Here is a 19,799-nt window from a genome sequence, read left to right as displayed (position 1 = left end):
TGCATTCATAAAACCCGAAACGAAGCCAACGAATACGGCAGACTGTCCGTTCATGAGGTCATGAGTAAGGAACTTTCACAATGATGAACAAGGAAATCAAGAAAGCGCGTGCCATACCCCAATAAGCGCAAAAAATAAAATCCCGCCGTTCCGATTTACACCCAAATTAAAATCAAAATCGTATAATATATTTACTTAAGTAAACATCTTACAAATAAATATTTTATGATGCGTTTTTTACAATCCGGCTTTTCCCTTATCCGGCTATTAATCGTCATCGCTATGTTGGGCATGTTAGCGGCGGCGGCTTATCCTGCTTACCAAAGCTACATTAAAAACGCCGATTTGCGTGCCGCCCAAGCTGCATTGGTACAAAACGCGCAATTTATGGAACGTTTTTACCAGCAAAAAGGCTCCTTCAAACAAACATCGACCAAATGGCCTGAATTACCAAACACCTCAACCGACAAATTCTGTATCCGCCCCAACAATAATGCCAAAGGTGCGCACGACAGCAAATTCACCTTAAAGGCCGTTGCTTTCAATAGCCGATACGAACCACGTATCCTAAAAATCGATGAGTCGCTCACGATTTTTATCTGCGAGCGTTCGACCAGTTTGTGTGACACTGACGATGCGTTCTTTAAAGGTGAAGATAAAGATTGCACCATCTATCAACCCTAAACAAAAGATAAAGGGGGCGGCATCGGCGCGCGTGCGGCCGCTGCCACCACCAAAGGCTATGGTTTTTCGTAACCGGGGCAGATTCATGATTTTCTCCGTCGTCGTTTTTATCAATTTCTGCCTCGAAAATGCCGCTGTCGTTCATGCAACAGGAGTAGTCTTCAATACAAAACCGGAGAAAGTGTTGCAATATTCTGAAAATTCGGATTGATTTCAGATATATTAAAAACAACAAGCAAATAAATGACCGCAACCGTTTGATTTTATAAAACTGTTAATTTGTAATAAAAGGCTTTTGCCCGATAGGGTGAGCTTGGACGGTACGCTGCCAAAGCAGGGCTGATAATGCCTGCCTATCATTGTTTTACCGGCAAACCAAGCGGTTTGAAAGCTTGCCTGAAGCTTTCTTTATATGCTATAAAGAAAACCGCAGTACCCTCAAATTTTCATTTTGTTAGGAGTTATTTCATGAAATTAAAAGCCTTTTTCTTCGCTGCTGCCACATTAACATTGGCTGCCTGTGCCAGTGATGACCACAGTCTACATCATGCACATGACCACGGCCACACTCACCATCATGAAGAAATCCAAAACAAACACGCCAAGCAAAACTTATTCCAATGTGAAAACGGAATGGCTGTTTATGTGGCTTATTTGGGCAATGAGAAAATCCGTTTAAACGTCGATAACGACAGTGCAGTGTTGAAGTTGGCCCGTTCCGGTTCGGGTGAACTCTACACTGGAAATACAGGGCTTTGGGGTGGCGGGGCGAGATGGCATCAGAAAGGCGGCGAGGCCTATTTCGGGTATAAAGACGCACAGGGAAATTCTGGCGAAACGGTTTGTCGCGCTTAATTGAAGTTTGTCAAATAAAAATAACGGGTCTGTTTTGTAAAACAGACCCGTTATTTTTATTTGATGATATTGCAAAACAAATTTTCGTCAAATCGTATATCCCAACATGGTAGATGACGATTAATAGCCGGATAAGGGAAAAGCCGGATTGTAAAAAACGCATCATAAAATATTTATTTGTAAGATGTTTACTTAAGTAAATATATTATACGATTTTGATTTTAATTTGGGTGTAAATCGGAACGGCGGGATTTTATTTTTTGCGCTCAGTGGGGTATGGTTCTTCGTAACCGGGACAGACTTCATTATTTTTTCTGTCATCGTTTTCATCAATTGCTGCCCAGAAAATGCCGCTGTCGCTCATATAAATGGAGCAAGGTTCTGACTTTCGATCAATCGGAGTAGCTTTTAATACAAAACCGGAGTCAGATGGATTGGGAGCTGATTTAGGGTCGAAACTAATGGTAAAGTATGGATTTTGTACTAAAGAACCGGGATCTGTTGTGAAACCGACAAAAGTACCTTTTTGCGTATAATAGCGCTCTAAATTTTTTGCGTTCTCCGCCAATTCGCTGCGAACATTGGCCAAGCGTGTATTGCGGATAAAAGATTGAAAAGAAGGTATGGCGATGGTGGCAAGTAATGCCAAAATCACAATCGCAATCAACAGTTCGATCAAGTTAAAGCCGGATTGTCTGGTTTTCATAAGTGACTATCAATATTTTTATATTTAATGGTGCCTTAAAAGGCTTTATTTTTATTATTATAAATTCTTTCTTGCATTTGGTATGTATAGATAAATATCGAATTTGGGAAAATATGTTAAGGCGGTGCAATATTCTGAAAATTTAGTTTTATTAAATATATTTAAAATCAATAATTTATTTTGATAAAAGCATTTGGATAAGACTTGGCTAGGGAAATAAAATCCAGTAAAGTCTGCTGGTTTTTAAAATTTATTCCAAATAACTGTTGGCATTGTGCGACAAAATATCAAAAGCCGCATGAGAAGACACAAATCAGGTAGCTAAAAATGATGGCAAAAACAATGAAATGGGTGATTGGTACAATGGTAGCGGCCGGGCTGGCATATGCGGCATGGAGCCATTTCAAACCAGCCGATAAGGTCAATTACATCACTGAGCCGGTGAAACGTTCCAACATCCGCCAAACTGTTTCCGCTACTGGTGAGATTTCGCCTTCGAACTTGGTGGAAATTGGTGCGCAGGCTTCCGGTCAGATTAAAAAGCTGTATGTCAAGCTGGGACAGGAAATTAAGAAAGGCGACCGAATTGCCGACATTGATTCCACTACCCAAACCAATACCCTGAACACTGAAAAAGCCAAGCTGGATACGTATAAAGCACAATTGGCGTCGGCCGAAATCGCTTTGCGCAGTGCCAGCAAAAAATATAAACGTGAGGCGGCATTGTGGAAAGAAGATGCCACTTCCAAACAGGAATTGGAAGAAGCGGAAAATGCCTTGGCTTCCGCTAAAGCACAAGTAGCGCAGTTGCAATCTTCTATCCGCCAAACGCAGACTTCCATCAATACCGCTGAAGCCGACTTGGGTCATACCCGCATTATTGCCCCGATAGACGGCACAGTAGTGGCGATTCTGGTGGAGGAAGGTCAAACGGTTAATGCCAACCAAGCCACGCCGACGATTATCCAATTGGCCAATTTGGAAACCATGCTGAATAAAATGCAGATTGCCGAAGGCGACGTTACCAAGGTCAAACCCGGCCAGCCGCTTTCGTTTACCATTTTATCCGAATCGGATACGCCGTTTACCTCGCAATTGGAAAGCATCGATCCCGGTTTGACCACCATGTCGAAAGGCAGTTACAACAAAAAAACCGACACCACTGAAAGTGCAATTTACTATTATGCCCGCGCCTTGGTGTCGAATGCCGAAGGTAAACTTGCTATCGGTATGACCACGCAAAATACCATTGAAATCAATGTAGCGGAAAATGTGCTGGCTGTGCCAACCATCACGATTAAAAAAGACCGCGAAGGCAAATCGTTTGTACGCGTATTGGGGCAAAACGGGCAAGCGGTACGCAAAGATATTACCACCGGTTTGAAAGACAGCATGAACACCGAAGTGAAAAGCGGTTTGGACGAAGGCGACAAAGTCATCGTTTCCGAGACTAATCCGTCCGACACAGCGCAAGACGGTGACCGCCATATGGGGCCGCCGATGTAAGGCAGATTGCCTGAAACAAAGTTGTCTGACATAGTATTACGGCATATTGATTATCTTTCAGACGGCTTCATTCCTTCCCTCCCACACGCTTTGGTAACAGACATATGAGTTTAATTGAATGCACTGACATCAACCGTTATTTTGGCCGCGGCGAAAACCGTGTCCACGTGTTGAAAAACGTGAGCCTGAAGGTGGAAAAAGGTGATTTTGTGGCGATTATCGGTCAATCCGGTTCAGGCAAATCCACCTTGATGAACATTCTCGGCTGTCTCGACAGCGCCACCTGCGGCTCTTATAAAATCGACGGTGTTGAAACCTCACAGATGGATGCCAAACAATTGGCCGCCTTGCGCCGCAGTCGCTTCGGTTTTATTTTCCAACGCTATAACCTGCTCAGTTCACTGACTGCGCGCGATAATGTTGCTTTGCCGGCAGTGTATGTCGGTGTTGATCAGAAAGAACGTTCGGCGCGTGCGGAAAAACTGTTGCATGATTTGGGCTTGGAAACCAAAGAAGACAATAAACCCAGTGAACTGTCCGGCGGCCAGCAGCAGCGGGTCTCGATTGCCCGCGCCTTGATGAACGGCGGTGAGATTATTTTTGCCGATGAACCGACTGGTGCTTTGGACACTGACAGCGGCCAAAACGTGATGGAAATCATGCATAAACTGCATGCAGAAGGTCATACGATTATCATGGTGACGCATAATCCTGGCATCGCTGCCAATGCCAACCGCGTGATTGAAATCCGTGACGGCGAGATTATTTCCGATATCAGCAAATCTGCCGATATTCCGCCTAGCCAAGTGCAGGCTGTGAAAGAGAAGGCTTCGTGGTCGTTTTATTATGATCAGTTTATGGAAGCCTTAAAAATGTCGGTGCATGCGATTTATGCGTATAAAATGCGTTCGCTGCTGACCATGCTCGGCATTATCATCGGCATTGCATCGGTGGTGTCGGTGGTGGCTTTAGGTGAAGGTTCGCAACAGAAAATCATGGCCGATATCAATGCGATGGGCACTAACACCATCACCATCTTCCCCGGCAAAGGTTTCGGTGACAGACGCTCCGGCAAGGTTAAAACGCTGACCGTCAACGATGCATTGGCCATCAGCAAACAAAGCTACGTCGATTTCGCCACACCGCAAACTTCTTCCAGCGGCACCATAACCTACCGTAACACCAATTTGACCGGCCAGCTTTACGGCGTGGGCGAACAATATTTCGACGTACTGGGCCTGACTTTAGCTAAAGGCCGCTTGTTTGACGAGAGTGATGTGAAAGAAGATGCGCAAGTGGTCGTGATTGATACAAACACTCAATCCAAGCTTTTTGGTGATGTGAATCCATTGGGCAAAGTTTTACTGTTTAAAAAGCGTCCGTTGACCGTTATCGGCGTGATGGACGACCAAACCAATAATTTCGGCAGCTCCGACAGCCTGATGATGTGGTCGCCTTACACCACGGTTATGCACCAAATCACCGGCGAGAGCCGCATCAATTCAATTGTGGTTAAAATCAAAGATGATGCCGACACACAAGCCGCCGAAAAAGGCTTGACCGAGTTGTTGACCGCCCGCCACGGCACACAAGATTTTTTCATGCGCAACAGCGACAGCATCAAGCAAACCGTAGAAAGCACTACAAGCACCATGAAACTCCTGATTTCCAGCATTGCCTTGATTTCTCTTGTGGTCGGCGGTATCGGCGTGATGAACATTATGCTGGTGTCGGTGACCGAGCGTACCAAAGAAATTGGCGTGCGCATGGCGATTGGAGCGCGGCGCAGCAATATTTTGCAGCAATTTTTGATTGAAGCTGTATTGATTTGCTTGATCGGCGGCTTGATCGGCGTGGCGATTTCGGCGGGCATCAGTATGGTGTTCAATTATTTTGTTACAATTTTTCCGATGAATATTTCCATCTTGTCGATTATCGGTGCGGTGTTGTGTTCGACTGTGATCGGCATAGCATTCGGCTTTATGCCGGCCAGCCGCGCTTCGCAACTCAATCCAATTGATGCCTTAGCGCAAGATTAATTTTTTTCAGACGGCCTATGTGTTGAAAAGGCCGTCCGAAACATCAGAATGATGAATCCATGAACAGCAAAACCTTTTTTCAGACGGCTTCCATGATTGCCGTATCCTTGACCTTAAGTGCGTGTGCCTCCAATCCCCAAGCCAACACGCCGGGCTTAAACGGCAATCCCCATATCATGAGCGCGACCGAAACCGCCGAGCGTTATCAGATTAACGGCAACTGGTGGGAAATTTATCAAACCCCCAGGCTTAATGCCGTCATCCGGCAGGCTTTGGACAACAACATTGATTTGAAACAGGCCGCGATTTCGGTAAACCGCGCATTGTATCAGGCCAATATTTTGGGCGTGAATCTGGTGCCGTCGTTTAGCGGCTCGGCCGGCTCTTCTATTTCTAGAAACTTGAAATCCGGTAGTAGTAGCAGCAGCAGCTTCAGCAGCCAATTAGGCTTAAGCTATGAACTGGATTTATGGAAGCGGTTGAGTGCGGTTTCCGATGCCCAAGTGTGGGAATACCGCGCCACCCGGGAAGATTTGGCCAAAGCACGCCTGACCTTGGTGAACAATGTCGCCGATGCTTATTTCAATATCGCTTACCTTAATGAAGCCATGGCGCTGACACAGCAATCCATGAAGCAATATCAGAAAATCGCCCGTATTACCGATGCCAAATACCGCTATGGCAAGGCTGATTCCGGCCAACGTATGCAGACGGAACAAACTTTGCTGAGTATGCAAAATAATCTGGTGTCGCTGCAAAACAGCCGCAATGCGCTGGAGCAAACCCTGCGCAACCTGCTGAACCTGAAGCCGGGCGAAGCCATTGTCACCGAGCCGTCGCAATACCGTTTGCCGGAAGTGAAAGGAGTAGATTTGAACGTACCGATTTCTGTGTTGGCCAACCGTCCCGATTTACGTGCGGCGGAATATCGTTTGCAGTCATCGGTGCAAACCTTGGCAGTACAACAACGCAGCTGGTATCCGAGCATTACTTTGGGCGCGAGCTTGAGTGCTTCTTCCAACAAAGCGCGTACCGTGTTTGACGTGCCGTTTTTAGGTGGTTCGGTGCAAATCAGCCTGCCGTTTTTGAATTGGCAGAAGCTGCAATGGGAAAACAAAGATGCCCAAGCGCGTTTTGACAGTGCGAAATTAAGTTTCGAGCAGGCGTTGACCACTGCGCTGAACGAAGTCAACACCAACTATCTCGCCTACCGAAACGCGCAAGCCACGTTGGACAACACCCGCCGGCGTTACGCTTTGGATCAGCAAAACAGCCGCTATTACCAAACCCGTTACGAATACGGCAAAAATGAGCTGAAAGACTGGCTTGAAGCCTTAAACGGCGAATACAGCTCGGCACAAAATGTATTGGCCCAACACTATGAAGTGTTGAAATATGAAAACATGGTGTACAAAGCCATGGCAGGGCGCTATACGCCGAAATAGTTTGCTTGATTTATTAAGGTCGTCTGAAAAAATCTTAATGCCATAGGTATCTCCCTTTAATCAACCCTTTACGGCAACACCGTTGCAATACAGCCTTAATCAAGGCAATTCTCAAACCGTTGTTGTCGCCGTCGGCACCAATCCGGCTGGTCAGTTGCGGCAGAAAACTGACCGGATAGTGTGCCGCAACCACCGCCCGCGTCATCTCCCCAGCTAACAAGGGCGAGATATTTTCGCTTTTGCTCAATACGGCCGTCTGAATCAGCGCAACGCCAAATCAACGGCGGTGTTTGCCACGGGTAAGGTTTATTGCTAAATCCTGCCAATGTTGTGTTAAATTTTCTGCTATAGCCGTTTAACTTAAAAATGAGTACAAATTTTTCTCATGCCGTCTGAAACTTGAAATCCGTCATTCCCGTGCAGGCGGGAATCCGGTTCTGCCGGTACAGGAACCTGTAAAAAATTACTGAAAACCAACGTTCCGGATTCCTGCCTGTGCGGGAATGACGGCATTTGGGTATTTATGTGCCCATTATTTAGTAAAACGGCTATAAAGCTATAATTGCCCAAAAGTGGTATCTAACCCAAACCGTACCGAAATCCGTGCCGCATTCGTTGCCAAACCCAACACATAAAAGCGGGTAACCTGTTTTTAAATCTGGATTAATTTCTTGCAAAGGTCGCCTTTTGGCAACTTGTTTCAATACATCACAAAACTTTTGCTTTTCCTGTTCATCATCAGGCGGGGCCGCCACGGATGCAAAAAATCCTTCCGCCGCTACCGCACTTTGCCTGTCTGCCGCCTCTGCCCAAAATAAGGTGCTGGCATCGCCAATAGCTTAAGCAATGCCCATTTTCATGGCGTACAGGTAATTGAGTGCGGAGGTGCAGGCAAAGACGGAGGTTTCCGACAGGGGGGTATTTGCGCCCTGTCTTTACCGAAAGAAACAAACGGTTCTTTGTTGAAAAAATAATCGGGCTGCCGGAGCTTTGCCCATCAAGCACACCTTTAACCGCCGGGTGCAGCCTTGCCGAGGGCGCTTGTTTGCCGCTTACCAACACATAAGCCTTGCTCGGTATTGTCTTCTGCCAATTGTGCCGCCCGCAATGCTTATGCGGCTTCGCTCTGATGCAGACGGCCTCGTTCGCCATCCAGTGTGAACACCATAGAGCACCATATTGGCATCAGGTATTTTGGAACCGCGCGGCGGTTGGGTAAAATTTTCAGGCTGCCGTTTTTCTAAAAATGAACAGAAAGCCCGCAAACCGGCATCAACGTTGTTCTGTAATAAATCCAGATGATGCTGTCTGAATGCGGCAAAGGTTTTTTCAGACAGAAAAAACAGCGTTTCTTTGGCTGCCTGCTTGTCTTTATTGCCTTCCACGCCCAGCAAATAAGCGATTTTGTCCCATAAAAAATTGGGCTTTACACCAGAAGTGCGTTTTTCAGGGTGTGGCACGCTCATCAATTTCGGCTGCGGGTTTTTGTCGCCGCTTAAGTGCGGTATACATCAGCCAACCCGCTTTCTTTTGATAACACCAAAATATAGCGGATTTTTCTTCGCTAAAGCCATAAGGAGGCACTTTGGGATTACCTGCAATATCGGTTTGCTCCGATTTTGATTTTCTATAAAATAATGAATTGTGCGGAATATCTTTGCTACTATTGTATAATGTAATCATATTGCAGGCGCAGTATTGCGGCAGAAGAATCGTTTGCCGGACTGTTTCCAATAGTCGGATTGGGTCGTCTGAACCTGTTTTAACACCAATCAAAAGGAATAAACATGGGCCGTATCTCCCCTGAACGTCTGGCCAAAGCCTTGGCGCAAGAAAAAACCATCTCCCCCGAAGATTATGAGAAAGTGAAGGGGCTTGCCGGTATCGTACGCCCGTTGCGCAGCTTTATTTTCAAAACGCCCGACGAATACGGTATGACTTTTGAAAACTGGATGATTCCTTCACTTGACGGCGTACCGCTGGAAGCCTGGTACATTCCTGCCAAGGGCGGTGAGAGCAACAAACTGGTGATTTTCAATCATGCCCTGCCGATGTGCCGTGCCGGATTTCCCGGTCATTTCGGAATGCCGTGGGCAGGCTTCGATGCGGTGGAAATCGATTTTGTGATTCAATACAAACACCTGACCAATGCCGGTTACAATGTGCTGACTTACGATGTGCGCAACCACGGCAACAGCGGTGCGGCCAACAACGGCATCAGCGGTATCGGCAACTGGGAATGGCGTGATTGCGTGGGCGTGAAACAATTTGTCGATGGCCATCCGCGTTTGGGCAAAATGAGTGTGGCACTGTATAGCCAATGTATGGGCGGCAATTCGCAATACCGCGCCATCATGGAGTGCCCCGATCTTTTTGAAAACGTGAAATGCATGGTAAGCCCGATGGTGGTGTCGATGGCGGCGATTTATGACGCATTTTCAGAAATCCAGGGTGTGCGGCATTATCAGGAGCTGATTGATTTGGAGCTGCTGAAAATGGGCGCGTTTACCGCTGCCGAGATGACGCCGCATTTATGGGCGCATGCGGTGACCATGCCGACGTTGGTGGTGCAGGTACACGACGATGCCTGGACACGAAATCCGGAAGACGGCCAAAAAACCTTCGATTTGCTCGGCAGCAAAGAAAAAGAATTGCTGTGGATTCGCGATACCCCTTACCGCTTTAAAGACGGCTACAATTATTTCGGCCGCCATCCGGAAAAAATCTTGGCATTTATCAACCGTTATATGCAGTAAACATTACCCGGTTGCTTGAAAAAGGCCGTCTGAAAGCATTTATGCTTTCAGACGGCCTTGTTTCATTTTCATCACCCTTTTGTTTGAAAAACGTTATAATTCCTTCATTCCGTCCTGCACCGAAACCATGTCCAACCACCGCATCAACCACGAACCTGTTTTCATGCTCGCCGCCGCGCCGTGGCGCGAGAGCAGCCTGTGGCTGGAAGTGTACAGCCGCCGCTACGGGCGCGTGGCGCTGCTGGCACGCAGCGCCCGAAAACGCATGAGCGAATTGCGCGGAGTATTGGTGCCGTTTGTGCCGATGAGTGCGTCGTGGTACGGCAGCCAAGAACTCAAAACGCTGCACCGCGCCGAATGGCTGGGCGGTTGGCCGCAGCCGCAAGGTCGGGCATTGTTCAGCGGCCTGTATGTCAACGAGCTGATGCTGAAACTCACCGCCCGCGAAGACCCGATGCCCGAGTTGTACGACACGTTTGCTGCGACTATGCAAACCTTGTGCCGCGAGCCCAACCACATCGCCGCACTGCGCCGCTTTGAATGGCAATTGCTGCACCAATCGGGTTACGCGCCGGATTTGCGGCACGATGTTCACGGAAATGAAGTCGACCCTGATGCACAATATTGGCTGCGCCCCGAAGAAGCCTTGTTGCCGCTGGCTGAAGCCAACGGTTTGGACCGTCAGGCTCAAACAGGGATTGCGGTGAACGGCAGCACTTTAATCCAACTGCATCAAGGTGAATTTTCAGACGGCCTTAGCTTGCATCAGGCTTTGAAAATAAACCGTTTGCTGATTGGTTTCCGCATTCCCGAAGGGATTAAATCGCGGCAGGTGTTGCAGCAGTTACAGCAGTTTGATTTGAACCCGGTGTCGTTCGGGCGGCCGGAGCCGGCAGAAAACCCGCAGGCCGTCTGAAGCCTAAAAGCCCCTCAAACAACCTGTTTCCTTGCCCCAAAGAAAAGGCGAAACTTTAACTGAAACCTAACCCAAACCCAGATGGGCAGGCCGGGTTGAAACCGAACATTAATGTTGGTTTGACAGTATCAAAAGTCTGGCTGCCCTATCTTTTTTCAGACGGCTTGGACGGTCAAACAGGCCGTCTGAAACCGGATCAGCGAAAGGAAACCCATGTTATTAGGTGTTAACATCGACCATGTCGCCACCGTCCGCAACGCACGCGGCACGGTTTATCCCAGCCCGGTAGAAGCCGCGCTCATCGCCGAAACCCACGGTGCGGATTTGATTACGCTGCATTTGCGCGAAGACCGCCGCCACATCAAAGATGCCGACGTGTTTGCTGTAAAAAACGCCATCTGTACGCGTCTGAACCTGGAAATGGCGTTAACCGAAGAAATGCTGGAAAACGCGCTGAAAGTCATGCCGGAGGACGTGTGCATCGTGCCGGAAAAACGCCAGGAAGTGACCACGGAAGGCGGCTTAGATGTGTTGGCGCAGCAGGAAAAAATTGCCCGATTCACGCGCATGCTGACCGAAGCCGGTATCCGCGTGTCGCTGTTTATCGATGCCGACAAAGCGCAGATTCAAGCCGCTAAGGATGTCGGTGCGCCCGTGATTGAGCTGCACACCGGCGCGTATGCCGATGCGCATACGCCGTCCGAACAGGCGCAGCAATTGGCACGGATTGAAGAAGGCGCGTATTTTGCCGATGAATCGGGCTTGGTGGTGAATGCCGGACATGGTTTGACTATTCACAACGTCACGCCGATTGCCCGTATTGCCGCGGTTAAAGAATTGAACATCGGCCACGCGCTCATCGCCCAAGCCGTGTTTTTAGGCTTGCCCGAGGCTATCCGCCAGATGAAAGACGCGATGTTTAAAGCGCGTTTAGCAGCCTGATAATCTGCCGCGACGCCAACGCTTCAGCATAACGGCAGGTTTTAGACGGCCTGTTGATTTTTCACATGACAGTAAGGAAGAATCCCATGATTTATGGTATCGGCACCGACATTGTTTCCTTGAAACGCATTATCCGACTGAATAAAAGGTTCGGCCAAGCCTTTGCCGAACGCATGCTCAGCCCTGAAGAACTGATGGAGTTCCCCCAAGCCGGCAAACCGGTGAATTATCTGGCCAAGCGCTTCGCCGCTAAAGAAGCCTTTGCCAAAGCTGTCGGCACCGGCATTCGCGGTGCGGTGTCGTTCCGCAACATCGGCATCGGCCACGACGGGATGGGCAAACCTGAATTTTTCTACGCGCCGGTGCTGGAAAAATGGCTGAAAGAACAGGGCATCAGCCATGTCAATCTGAGCATGGCTGATGAAGAAGACACTGTATTGGCTTTTGTGATTGCTGAAAAATAAATATAAGAAGATGCGTTAGTAAAGCAGATTTTTACAACGTATTTTGTGAATGTAACGTTCAGACGGCCTTTGATGTTTCATAAGCCAGAAGGCCGTCTGAAATCATCTGTTGATTTTTATCCCAAACATCATGACTACCCAAGACGCCCGCCCGTTAATCCGCGTTGTTGCCGGTATTTTACTCAATGCCGATGGCGATTATTTGCTAAGCTCGCGCCCTGAAGGCAAGCCTTATGCCGGTTATTGGGAATTTGCCGGCGGTAAAGTCGAGGCAGGCGAAACCGGTTTTCAAGCCTTGCAGCGCGAGTTAGAGGAAGAACTCGGCATCCGCATTCATCATGCTACACCGTGGCTGACCAAAATCCACTCCTACGAACACGCGCATGTGCATTTGCGTTTTTTGCGTGTGGAAGCCGATGAATGGTCGGGCGAATTGCAGGCCAAGGAAGGGCAGAAATGGTCATGGCAGAAAGCAGGCGATTTTACCGTTTCGCCGATGCTGCCCGCCAATGGCGAGTTGCTGCAATCGCTTTCCGTGCCGCGGGTATTGTCAGGCCGTCTGAAAAGCGGTTTGCGCGGGTTTAACCGCATGGGCGAATATCGTGTGGTGCCTTATCATTTGGCCGATCCGCAGCATGAGCATGTTTTGATTGAGGAACCCGAATTGCGTGCGCAGGGCAAAATGCCGCAAGCGCAAAGCGTGTGGGTAGTAGTGGAAACCGCCGGACAATGGCGCAGTGTGCAGGATGCCGATGTGGCCGTGTGGCGCGTGCAAAACCAAACCGCCGCCCAAGCTGCTTTGCAAACCTTGCAGCAAGGCGTATCCATGCCCTTGGTGATTGCCGCTTTGCCCGGCTGGGCAGCACAATATCAGGCCCAATGGCAGGCAGCAGGTGCGCATGCCGTGGTGGTCGATGACGCGGTTGAGGCCGTCTGAAATGAGTCAAAACAAAAAGTTAACCATTGTCGGCGTGTTATTGCTGGTGTTTGCGGTCGTCAAGCTCACCGCGTTAGATTGGTGGCAGCAACAACAACCCCACGCGCAACAAGCCGAATGCCAAGTGACGCAGGGCTGCACGCTGCCCAATGGCGTGTATGTCAAATTCAGTAATCAAGTTTACGCCAAACAACCTTTTGACATTGTGTTGAAAAATGTGCCGGAAAATACCCGAGCCGTTACCGTCGGCTTCAGCATGAAGGATATGGATATGGGCTTCAACCGTTTCAATATCCGCCGCCAAACGGACAGCACATGGGCGGCCAAGCAAATCCGCCTGCCGGTGTGTGTGGAAAACCGCCATGATTATCTGGCTGACATCAATATCAACGGACAAGTCTTTCAGACGGCCTTCACGGCAGAATAGGCCGTTTGTAATCTGATTTTTGTTGGCTTTTGCAAAGATTCCGCCATTTATATCGTTGCCTTGTCAGTATCTGTCCGCCGTCCCGCTGGCGGGAAAGGATTGGGAACAGGTGGCCGGCAGACTGTCGTGATGAATGATGGTTGTTTGATGTTTCACGGCTTTCCCAAAAGAAATTTCAAACCGTTTTCATCAAGGCCGTCTGAAACACAACCGTTCAGACGGCCTGAGACGCGTGCCAAATTCCCTTCTTTGGCGGATTTCTCCGCACCCGGCTTCCGGAATGCTTGGCTTTTATTTGATATACCTGCACGTTCTCCGATGCCCTTGTTTTGGACTGCCCCCAAATTTGGAGCCTTGTAAAGGTATTATTGGCCTGTTCGATTCTAAAAAATCCAGAAAAATAAATACGTTAACTTCAGTAATCTACGCTATAATCCATCTCTTTATTAACACAGAAAGCCTGTGTAGCCGACCCAGAAAGGAATCACCATGACGCAATACGCCTTATTCATCACTTGCCCGCGCGGTTTGGAAACGCCGTTGGCCGACGAGCTCAAATCCCTAAATACTCAAGACATTCAAGCCACCGACGGCGGCGTGGCCTGCAAAGCGACGGTGGAGCAGGTCTACCGCATCAACCTGTATTCACGCACGGCCAGCCGCGTGCTGCTGCGCCTGACCAAAGGCAGCTACCGAAATGAGCAGGATATTTACAAATTAGCCAAGAATATCAATTGGTTTAACTGGTTTACGTTGGAGCAGACCTTTAAAGTGAAGGTCGAAGGCAAGCGCGCCAATGTCAAAAGCTTGGATTTTGTCGGCCTGAAAATCAAAGATGCGCTGTGTGATTCGTTCCGCGAGATTTATGATGCGCGTCCGAGTGTAGGAAAAATTCACCCCGATGTACGCGTGCATGTGTTTATGAACGAGCGCAATATTGAGATTTTTATCGACACTTCCGGCGAAGCACTGTTCAAACGAGGCTACCGCCAAGACACCGGTGAAGCGCCTTTGCGTGAAAACTTGGCTGCCGGATTGTTGTTGCTGGCCGGATACGACGGTTCGCAACCGTTTCAAGACCCGTTCTGCGGAAGCGGCACTTTGGCTATTGAAGCCGCATGGATTGCCGGCCGCCGTGCACCCGGTTTGATGCGCCGTTTCGGCTTTGAAAAGCTGCAAAATTTCGACAAAGCCGCGTGGGTGAAAATCCGCCGGCAAGCGTGCGAACAAATTGTGCTGGTAACCGCGCCGATTGCGGGTAGCGACAACGACCGCCACATGATTCGTGCCGCCGGATACAATGCCGAAGCGGCGGAAGTGGCCGAGTTTATCCGTTTCGAGGTGAAAGATGCGCAAAATGCCCGCCCGAACGGCGACAACGGCATCATGATTTCCAATCCGCCTTATGGCGTGCGTCTGGCTGAAATGCAGGCTTTACAGGCACTGTATCCGCAGTTGGGCTCATGGCTGAAGCAGCATTATGCAGGCTGGCTCATCGGTATGTTTACCGGCGACCGCGATATGCCGAAATTCATGCGTTTGTCGCCGAAGCGCAAAATCCCGTTGTATAACGGTAATCTGGATTGCCGTCTGTACCTGATGGATATGGTGAAAGGTTCCAACCGATAAGGCCAAAGTCGTCTGAAAACAAAAAGGAGACCCTTGCAAAATCCTCATCATTGGCATATTTTTTCGCAATAAACGTTCCCGAACGTTTAGCCTTATATTTGATATGGCTGAACATTTTGCGTTTGCTTGGTTTCGAACCCACACCCAAATCTCGGATCTGCAAAGGCCTCAGCTGGTGATTCAAAAAAAAATGCCACTGTTAAAAGCAGTATCTTTTGCTATAATTTGACACGATTCAACATTCCACCGCCACGGCCATGCCTAAAGCCACTTTTTACACCCATGTTTCACAGCCTGCCGTTTTCGCCTGCCGTTTGGCTGTCCGTGCCGTTCGTGACGGCGGTCGGGTGTTGGTTTGGTCGGATTCGGCCGACACACTCTCCCGCCTTGACCGCGATTGGTGGCAACAGGATGTGGAAAGCTTTATTCCGCATGAAATTTGGGAAACCAACCAAAGCATGCCGTCTGCCACACAGATATTATTGGCAACCGGCCACACGCTGCCCACGCTTCCTGCCGACATCACCATTTTGAATTTGTCCCCCGATTTTTGGCCGGATGCCCCACAACCGCCTGAGCGTGTTTTGGAAATCATCGGTACGAGTTTGGAAGATTTGGCTGAAGCACGCGAGCGTTTTCGGGCTTACCGCCAAAACGGTTTCGACATCGAACATCACAAAATGGAAGGTAAGGCATAACGGTTCAGACGGCCTGCATTGAATTCCATAGCGTCTGAAGTCCATTCATCACCTTTACAAATCCACCAATAATTTTTCAGGCGGCCTGATTCATTTTCAGGTAATCTAGGCTATAATCACACCTTCCTTTTCCATTCGAAGAAACAGTATTATGAACAAAACTTTCAAATTCAGTGCGCTGGCTCTGGCCGCCGCTTTGTCATTGGTTGCCTGTGAGAAAAAAGATGCGGGCATGACCCACGCAGCGGCATCGGCTGCTTCCGGCGCAGCAGGCAGCGTCGATGCCATCGGCACGCCGACGCAACAAGCCAGCTACGCGATGGGCGTGGACATCGGCCGTTCTTTGAAACAAATGAAAGACCAAGGCACCGATATCGACTTGAAAGTATTCAACGAAGCCCTGCAAACCGTTTATGACGGCAAAGAGCCGAAAATCAACGAAATGCAGGCTCAAGAAGTGATGATGAAATTCCTGACCGAGCAACAGGAAAAAGCCCAAGCCAAACGCGCGGAAGATGCCAAAACCAATTTGGAAAAAGGTGAAGCTTTCCTGAAAGAAAACGCAACCAAAGAAGGCGTGAAAACCACCGCTTCCGGCCTCCAATTCATGATGAAAAACGAAGGCTCGGGCAAGAAACCGACCAAAGATGATGTTGTGACCGTAGAATACGAAGGCCGCCTGATTGACGGCACCGTGTTCGACAGCAGCAAACAAAACGGCGGCCAACCGTTGAGCTTCCCGATTAACCAAGTGATTCCGGGCTGGCAAGAAGCCGTCCAATTATTGAAAGAAGGCGGCGAAGCAACCTTCTTTATCCCGGCCAAACTGGCTTATGGCGAACAAGGCGCGGGCGAGAAAATCGGTCCGAACTCAACCTTGATTTTCGATGTGAAACTGATCAAAATCGGCGGCGCGGAAGATATGCCTGCCCAAACTGAAGCGCAAATCGAAAAAATCCAATAATCCTCTGCGAAGGTCTCAGGCCGTCTGAAAAAATATTTTCAGACGGCCTTGTTGTATGAGGATTTTAATATATGACTGATTCACTTCAAAATGAATATATGGAGCAAGTCGGATACCCTGAATCCGACGTTTACCTGAAAGGGCAAATTTTACTCTAAATTTAAACGGTTTCTTTGCTTTTTAAGCAAGTGTCGGATTCAATAATCCGACCTACCTCATGTCGTCATGGTTTATTTAATCAGCGATAGCTTTATTTTATATAGTTAACTGTTCCAATAATGCCTGCTTGAGTGCGAATTGTTTTTTCGTGTTGCCCAAGTCTTCGCTATACACAGTAAAGCTGTCTTCAATCCGTTCGTCTAAGGTGGTGATTTTGGCATAGCGCAGGCTGACGTTGTGGTTGAAGAATACATCGGCCATATCTGCCAACAAGTGAGCGCGGTTGACAGCAATCACTTCCACGGTAAACCAGCCCGGATAATCTTCTTCTTGCGTGATGGCAACCCGTGGCGGAATCCCCATATACAGGCTGCGGCGGCTCAAGCGGTAATCGTAGTTTTGGTTTTCCAGTACCGTGTAGCCGTGGATAAAGCTGTTTAATTCTGCTTCCAATGCACTTTGGATATTCGGGTAATAAACCGGATCATGTTGTGACGGAATCTGCACGATAAAGGTGTCGAGAATATAATTGTGTTCGGTAATAAACACGCGGGCGGCCAGAATATCGAATCCGTGGCGGCTGAAAATGCGGCATAAGCGCGGAAATAGCCGCGGGCCATTGGGCATGAAAATCATCACTTGGAACGAATCACTTTTGGGTAAAATGCGGCTGCGTATCAGCGGCGTTTCAAAATCGTGCACCAAATTGGCGGTATGCCACAATACTTCGCGTGTTTGGTGGCGGATAAAATAAGTCGAACCCAATACTTTCCATAATTTTTGCTGTTGCTTTTCGGGAGCACCGGTGCGGGTGAGTAAAGCAGTGGCTTTTTGTTGGCGACGGCTCAATAGTGTGGTAGTGCTGTAGCTGTCGCCTGCTAAATAGCGGCTACTGGCGTGGAACAGGCTTTCTAATAGGCTGCTGCGCCATGTGTTCCATAGTTTTGAATTGGTGCCGCGAATGTCGGCTACTGTAAGCAGATACAGTGCGCACAAACGTTCGTGGGTTTGTACTTGCTCGCAGAATGCGCGAATGATTTCAGGATCTTGAATGTCTTCTTTTTGTGCGACGGTGGACATCAACAAATGATGCTTTACCAACCATGTCAATAATGCGCCTTCTTCTTTAGTCAGAAAATGGTCGTCTGAAAATTGCTTTGCGTCTTCAATGCCTTGGATGGAATGATCGCCGCCACGCCCTTTGGCAATATCATGAAAGAAAGCGGCTAAATAAAGAATTTCTTTTCTGTCGTAAGACTGCATCAGGGCAGAAGCAAAAGGGTGTTCGTGGCTGTGGTTATCTAAAGCCAAGCGCCGCATATTGTGCACTACGGCCAAGATATGATCGTCTACCGGATAAACGTGGAACAAATCATGCTGCATTAAGCCGACGATTTTTTCCCATGCCGGCAGATAATGGCCGAGTACGCCGTATAGATTTAAAAAACGCAACACATGAGTTAAGCCGTTGCCATTGCGGAAAAAACCGACAAAATAATAGCGGTTGGCTGGGTTTTGGTAAAACTTGTGATTTATTTTACGCGTTGCCGCCCACCATGCACGCAGGGTTTGCGGTTCAATGGCGTTGATGTCGTTGTGGTTTTGCCAAATCTGGATGATTTTGAAGATGTTGGTCGGCTGTTTGGTGAAAATGGATTTGTCGCGGGCGGCAATTTGGTTGTTGACCTGCATATAATCATCATCGATGCGCAAAGTTACGCGCATAGGGTCGGAATAGACGCGGCGTTGTAGCATAGGCAGCAAAATGCCGTTTAGCTGGTTAATGCTTTTTACCGCGCGGTAGAAATTGTGCATTAATTTTTCCGTTTTGTGGCGGTAGCTCTCGTTTATCCAGCCCATGTTTTCCGCCACTTGAGCCTGTAAATCAAAAATCAGGCGGTCTTCTGCGCGTTTGGCGCATAAGTGTAAATGAATACGGATGGTAGAAAGCTGCTTGTAGCCTTGCGTCAACATACAGGCTTCCAAACGGGTCAAAATGCCTTCTCGAATCAGAGCAGAAGGGCGGGTATTGAGCTTTTGCGCCTTGGCAATCCAAAGCATGGTATGAATATCGCGCAAACCGCCGGTGCAGGTTTTAATATTGGGTTCCAACACGGCACCCGAACCTTGCGATTTGGTGTGACGCTGTTTCATTTCCAGCAATTTGGCCTCGATAAAGGTAGAAATATCACGCTGCTTGTTCATGCGGGTGATACTGCGTCGCGCCAAATCTTCTTCACCGCATAAAAAGCGTGATTCCAAAAAGGCAGTGTCACCGGTGATTTCGTCTTCAATGCTCTTACATAATTGGGCAATGCTGCCACTTTTGACGGACGGCATCAGCTTTATGTCCCATAATGTCTGCACAAATTGGGTAATCTGTTCTTTGTGGTCGTCTGAAATTTCTTCAGACGACACAATCGCTAAGTCGATGTCGGAATACGGGTAAAGCTCATTGCGGCCGTAGCCGCCAGTAGCCAGCAGACACATGCCGCTGTCGGCCATCAAATGTTGCCAAAGTTGATGCAAAAGCTTATCGACGGCAGCACCATATTGGACAAAAAAAGCCATGGGTTGTTTTTTGCGCAAAAAAGCATCAATGGCATTTTGTTTTTCTGTCAAAAAACATTCGCGCATGGTTTGGATATCGGCAAGCATGGTTTTCCTTGTGC

At 48.4% G+C, this 19,799-nt stretch carries 16 protein-coding genes and 2 pseudogenes; 14 read left to right on the top strand and 4 right to left on the bottom strand.

Annotation, left to right across the window (positions count from 1 at the left end):
* Window positions 1-228 precede the first annotated feature (228 nt).
* Window positions 229-684 (top strand): type IV pilin protein, encoded by a 456-nt coding sequence (locus tag C7N83_RS02195; RefSeq protein WP_106740331.1) that lies wholly within the window; start codon window positions 229-231, stop codon window positions 682-684.
* Between the two features lie 468 nt (window positions 685-1,152).
* The gene (locus C7N83_RS02190) at window positions 1,153-1,539 is read left to right on the top strand and encodes an MliC family protein (RefSeq protein ID WP_245911097.1); all 387 of its coding nucleotides are present in this window, start codon (window positions 1,153-1,155) and stop codon (window positions 1,537-1,539) included.
* Window positions 1,540-1,792: 253 nt separating this feature from the next.
* Here C7N83_RS02190 and C7N83_RS02185 read toward each other — a convergent pair whose 3' ends face one another.
* Window positions 1,793-2,245, bottom strand: a complete 453-nt coding sequence (locus C7N83_RS02185; RefSeq protein ID WP_106740302.1) for a type IV pilin protein — start codon at window positions 2,243-2,245, stop codon at window positions 1,793-1,795.
* A 330-nt stretch (window positions 2,246-2,575) separates the two neighbouring features.
* Between C7N83_RS02185 and C7N83_RS02180 the strand changes: the two genes are divergently transcribed.
* From C7N83_RS02180 to C7N83_RS02170, 3 genes are all read left to right on the top strand, one after another.
* Window positions 2,576-3,751 (top strand): efflux RND transporter periplasmic adaptor subunit, encoded by a 1,176-nt coding sequence (locus C7N83_RS02180; RefSeq protein ID WP_106740329.1) that lies wholly within the window; start codon window positions 2,576-2,578, stop codon window positions 3,749-3,751.
* Between the two features lie 104 nt (window positions 3,752-3,855).
* Window positions 3,856-5,790, top strand: coding sequence for a MacB family efflux pump subunit (locus C7N83_RS02175; protein WP_106740301.1), 1,935 nt, complete (start codon window positions 3,856-3,858; stop codon window positions 5,788-5,790).
* 59 nt (window positions 5,791-5,849) lie between these two features.
* On the top strand, window positions 5,850-7,235 hold the full coding sequence (locus tag C7N83_RS02170) for a TolC family protein (RefSeq protein ID WP_106740299.1): 1,386 nt from the start codon (window positions 5,850-5,852) through the stop codon (window positions 7,233-7,235).
* Between the two features lie 64 nt (window positions 7,236-7,299).
* On the opposite strand, the pseudogene C7N83_RS02165 reads toward C7N83_RS02170, so the two are convergent.
* A pseudogene (locus C7N83_RS02165) lies at window positions 7,300-7,581 on the bottom strand (type I-C CRISPR-associated protein Cas8c/Csd1); the annotation flags it as partial.
* A 213-nt stretch (window positions 7,582-7,794) separates the two neighbouring features.
* Window positions 7,795-8,918 (bottom strand): annotated as a pseudogene (gene cas8c, locus C7N83_RS16875) (type I-C CRISPR-associated protein Cas8c/Csd1); the annotation flags it as partial.
* Between the two features lie 104 nt (window positions 8,919-9,022).
* Between cas8c and C7N83_RS02155 the strand changes: the two are divergent.
* From C7N83_RS02155 to C7N83_RS02110, 9 genes are all read left to right on the top strand, one after another.
* Window positions 9,023-9,991 (top strand): alpha/beta hydrolase family protein, encoded by a 969-nt coding sequence (locus tag C7N83_RS02155; RefSeq protein ID WP_170064770.1) that lies wholly within the window; start codon window positions 9,023-9,025, stop codon window positions 9,989-9,991.
* A 127-nt stretch (window positions 9,992-10,118) separates the two neighbouring features.
* Window positions 10,119-10,907 (top strand): DNA repair protein RecO, encoded by a 789-nt coding sequence (gene recO / locus C7N83_RS02150; RefSeq protein WP_106740326.1) that lies wholly within the window; start codon window positions 10,119-10,121, stop codon window positions 10,905-10,907.
* A gap of 213 nt (window positions 10,908-11,120) precedes the next feature.
* A complete protein-coding gene (gene pdxJ / locus C7N83_RS02145; protein ID WP_106740298.1) occupies window positions 11,121-11,849 on the top strand; it encodes a pyridoxine 5'-phosphate synthase in 729 nt (242 codons plus the stop codon).
* A gap of 86 nt (window positions 11,850-11,935) precedes the next feature.
* Window positions 11,936-12,313: a holo-ACP synthase gene (acpS, locus tag C7N83_RS02140; RefSeq protein WP_106740296.1), complete on the top strand. Its 378-nt coding sequence runs from the start codon at window positions 11,936-11,938 to the stop codon at window positions 12,311-12,313.
* Between the two features lie 130 nt (window positions 12,314-12,443).
* Complete coding sequence (locus C7N83_RS02135; protein ID WP_106740324.1) at window positions 12,444-13,250, top strand: NUDIX domain-containing protein; 807 nt, start codon at window positions 12,444-12,446, stop codon at window positions 13,248-13,250.
* A 1-nt stretch (window position 13,251) separates the two neighbouring features.
* Window positions 13,252-13,677, top strand: coding sequence for a hypothetical protein (locus C7N83_RS02130; RefSeq protein WP_106740294.1), 426 nt, complete (start codon window positions 13,252-13,254; stop codon window positions 13,675-13,677).
* 489 nt (window positions 13,678-14,166) lie between these two features.
* Window positions 14,167-15,306: a THUMP domain-containing class I SAM-dependent RNA methyltransferase gene (locus C7N83_RS02120; protein ID WP_106740291.1), complete on the top strand. Its 1,140-nt coding sequence runs from the start codon at window positions 14,167-14,169 to the stop codon at window positions 15,304-15,306.
* 257 nt (window positions 15,307-15,563) lie between these two features.
* Window positions 15,564-16,004 (top strand): DNA polymerase III subunit chi, encoded by a 441-nt coding sequence (locus C7N83_RS02115; RefSeq protein WP_106740289.1) that lies wholly within the window; start codon window positions 15,564-15,566, stop codon window positions 16,002-16,004.
* Between the two features lie 151 nt (window positions 16,005-16,155).
* The gene (locus C7N83_RS02110) at window positions 16,156-16,968 is read left to right on the top strand and encodes an FKBP-type peptidyl-prolyl cis-trans isomerase (protein WP_106740287.1); all 813 of its coding nucleotides are present in this window, start codon (window positions 16,156-16,158) and stop codon (window positions 16,966-16,968) included.
* A 255-nt stretch (window positions 16,969-17,223) separates the two neighbouring features.
* Here the strand turns inward: C7N83_RS02110 and glnD are convergent, their stop codons facing one another.
* On the bottom strand, window positions 17,224-19,785 hold the full coding sequence (gene glnD / locus C7N83_RS02105; RefSeq protein ID WP_106740286.1) for a [protein-PII] uridylyltransferase: 2,562 nt from the start codon (window positions 19,783-19,785) through the stop codon (window positions 17,224-17,226).
* Window positions 19,786-19,799 lie beyond the last annotated feature (14 nt).

This window comes from Neisseria iguanae (genome assembly GCF_003013245.1).
GTDB classification, from domain to species: Bacteria; Pseudomonadota; Gammaproteobacteria; order Burkholderiales; family Neisseriaceae; genus Neisseria; species Neisseria iguanae.
The sequence above is the reverse complement of the archived record's forward strand: the minus strand, read 5'-3'. Positions and strand labels throughout refer to the sequence as shown.